Below are 2,277 nucleotides of genomic sequence, written 5' to 3'. Positions count from 1 at the left end.
ACGCGGACACACCAACCGCTACGACCGACGACCCCCGAACACACCAGCCGTTCAGGTCCTCACCTACCGGGTCCTCCTACACCCACTCCAACCACCACCAACTTGATCTTTTAAAGCAGTGGCATTGGGGTCGCCCCGGAGCCAGACCGCCAGTTCTCCTCCGAGCGGGAGCTGATGCGCAACGAGTACGCAAGCGTGCCGTATCTGGCGCCGATCGCGCCGCTCATGCCGCGGATCATCTCGGCGGACTTCACCGGCGACGTGATCGGCCGGGACTACCTGTTTCAGTCGCTGCTCGACGGTGTCCCGGCACCGGAGCGTCTCGGCGACTACCCGCGTTCGACGTGGCCGGGCTTTTTCGGGCAGATGGGCGCGGTCACGCGGGACGTGCATGCGGTGCGCGGCCCGCGCTTCGGCCCCGTCGCAGGCCCCGGGTTCGACACCTGGAGCGAGGCGGTGATCGGTTCCTTGAACGCCATCGCCGCCGACCTGGACACCGTCGGACTTGACGCCGCAGATGTCGGCAAGGTCGTCACGGCTGCGGCGCAGCATCAGCCCGTGCTCGACGAGATTGACCAGCCGCGGATGCTGTCCGGGGACCTGTGGACGGTCAATGTCATGCTCGCCGACGGCGCACCGGAGCCCACGATTACCGGGGTTCTCGACTTCGACCGGACCTGGTGGGGTGACCCGGCTGCGGACTGGACCATTCGCATGGCGCTGGCGAAGCCGGGCACCGAGCGCGACGAGTTCTGGCGGACCTACGGGTCGTTGGACCGTTCTCCGAACGCGGTGCTGCGCTCGCGGATCTACGAGGCGCGGCACATCGGGGCCATCCGCTTGGAACGCCACCGGTTGGGCAACGCGGACGGCGTGCGAGAGTCCTATTCGGACATGGCGGTCGTGTTGGCGGGTCTGACCTGACCCCAGCCCAGTTGGTTGTGCGTGTGGGGGACGACCTCGATACGGATCTGGCGGAACAGATCGTCGGCGTGCGCGTCGACTGTGTCCGCGTCCGGGCCGGTGACGACGAAGTAGCCGAGGCGTGCGCCGTTGTGTGGGAGGTCGTCGACCCGGTCTCCGATCGCCTTGCGCATGTGGACAGTGGGCACGCGGTGGCTGGTGAGTGGCAGCCCGGTCACCGAGGCGAGACGGCCGGGGTGTGGGCTGGTCAGGAACCGCACGGCGGCGTACCCATTGCGGGTGGGGGCGAGGTGCACCGCGCGGCCGAGTGCCACATCGAGGCAGGCCGCCCACGGGTCGACGCCGAGCGCGTGCGCGATGAGGAATCCGATCTGACCGGCCCCGAGTCGAGCTCCGATCTCGATCACAACGCACTGGCCGTCGGGGGCCAGCATCACCTCAGTGTGGGAGGCCCCGTTGCGGATACCGACAGCGGCGATGGCCCGTTCCACCTGCGTGATCACAGTTGTCTCGACCTCAGGTGGCAGGGCGGCCGGTAGTCCGTGCCCGAGCTCGACGCGGTGGGCGCCGCCTGCGACGGTCTTCCGGGTCAGGCACAAGTGTGAGCTCACACCGTTCTGCGTGATCGACTCAACGCTGTACTCGGTGCCCTCGGCGAACTCTTGGACCAGGATGCGCGGGTCGAGCGGCATCCCATACATCCCACGCGGCTCACGCGCGGCCCGCATCGCTGAGACCGCTTCGGCGGCGCTGTGCACGACGGTGACGCCAGCCGAGCCCGCCCCGTCGGCGGGCTTGTTGACAGAAGGGTAAGTGAGCTGCCCGGTAGCGCGCAGACGCAGCAGCTCGTCCTCCGTTGCGACGCTGTGGGTGCTGGGTGCGGTGACGCCGCAGCGGGCGAATCGCCGGCTCATGTCGGCCTTGTTTCGGGCGGCACCAGCCAGCGCCGGATCGTTCCCGGGCAGGCCCAGCGCGGCACAGACCTCGGCAAGCACTGGGGTGAGGTACTCGTTTGTGGTCAGCACGCGTCGATGGAGTTGCGGCGGGCAAAGTCGATGATCTCGCCTGCGGCGTACGCGGGGCGGGTGAAGTCGGTCAACAAACACCCAGACAGTGCGGTGTGAAGATCGGGGGTGTAAGTGGCGTGCTGGTCGGGATCAGTGACGGCGTAGATCTGATAGCCGCGGGCAGTCGCGGTCGCGGCGATGGCACCGGATTCAGGTCCAGCCGCCTCCAGCAGCAGGACACGGGTCACGACAGGTAGTCCTCACAGGCGCCGTCGCGGCGGGTGTCGAGGGTGAAGCAGTGGAAGCCGCCACCGAACAGCCGCCGGTGCCGGTGCCGCACGGGGAC

General features: G+C 68.3%; 3 protein-coding genes. 1 reads left to right on the top strand and 2 read right to left on the bottom strand.

Going from position 1 to position 2,277, the window contains the following annotated elements; all coding sequences use genetic code 11:
• Positions 1–174: 174 nt before the first annotated feature.
• Positions 175–924, top strand: a complete 750-nt coding sequence (locus ACRDSQ_RS04810; protein ID WP_431419133.1) for a phosphotransferase family protein — start codon at positions 175–177, stop codon at positions 922–924.
• On the opposite strand, the gene ACRDSQ_RS04805 is transcribed toward ACRDSQ_RS04810, so the two are convergent.
• Both ACRDSQ_RS04805 and ACRDSQ_RS04800 read right to left on the bottom strand, forming a co-directional pair.
• Positions 885–1,949 (bottom strand): ATP-grasp domain-containing protein, encoded by a 1,065-nt coding sequence (locus ACRDSQ_RS04805; protein ID WP_431419131.1) that lies wholly within the window; start codon positions 1,947–1,949, stop codon positions 885–887. The genes ACRDSQ_RS04810 and ACRDSQ_RS04805 overlap by 40 nt on opposite strands.
• Entirely contained in the window at positions 1,943–2,179 is a 237-nt protein-coding gene (locus tag ACRDSQ_RS04800; protein ID WP_431419129.1) for a hypothetical protein, read from the bottom strand. The genes ACRDSQ_RS04805 and ACRDSQ_RS04800 overlap by 7 nt, the downstream gene beginning before the upstream one ends.
• Positions 2,180–2,277 lie beyond the last annotated feature (98 nt).

The organism is Actinokineospora sp., from assembly GCF_050699995.1.
GTDB lineage: Bacteria > Actinomycetota > Actinomycetes > Mycobacteriales > Pseudonocardiaceae > Actinokineospora.
Note: the sequence above shows the minus strand (reverse complement) of the source record. Positions and strands in the feature narration are given on the sequence as shown.

Bases quoted from the DNA above. Each gene is read 5' to 3' on its own strand.
- ACRDSQ_RS04810 (WP_431419133.1), top strand. From the start codon at position 175: ATGCGCAACGAGTACGCAAGCGTGCCGTATCTGGCGCCGATCGCGCCG.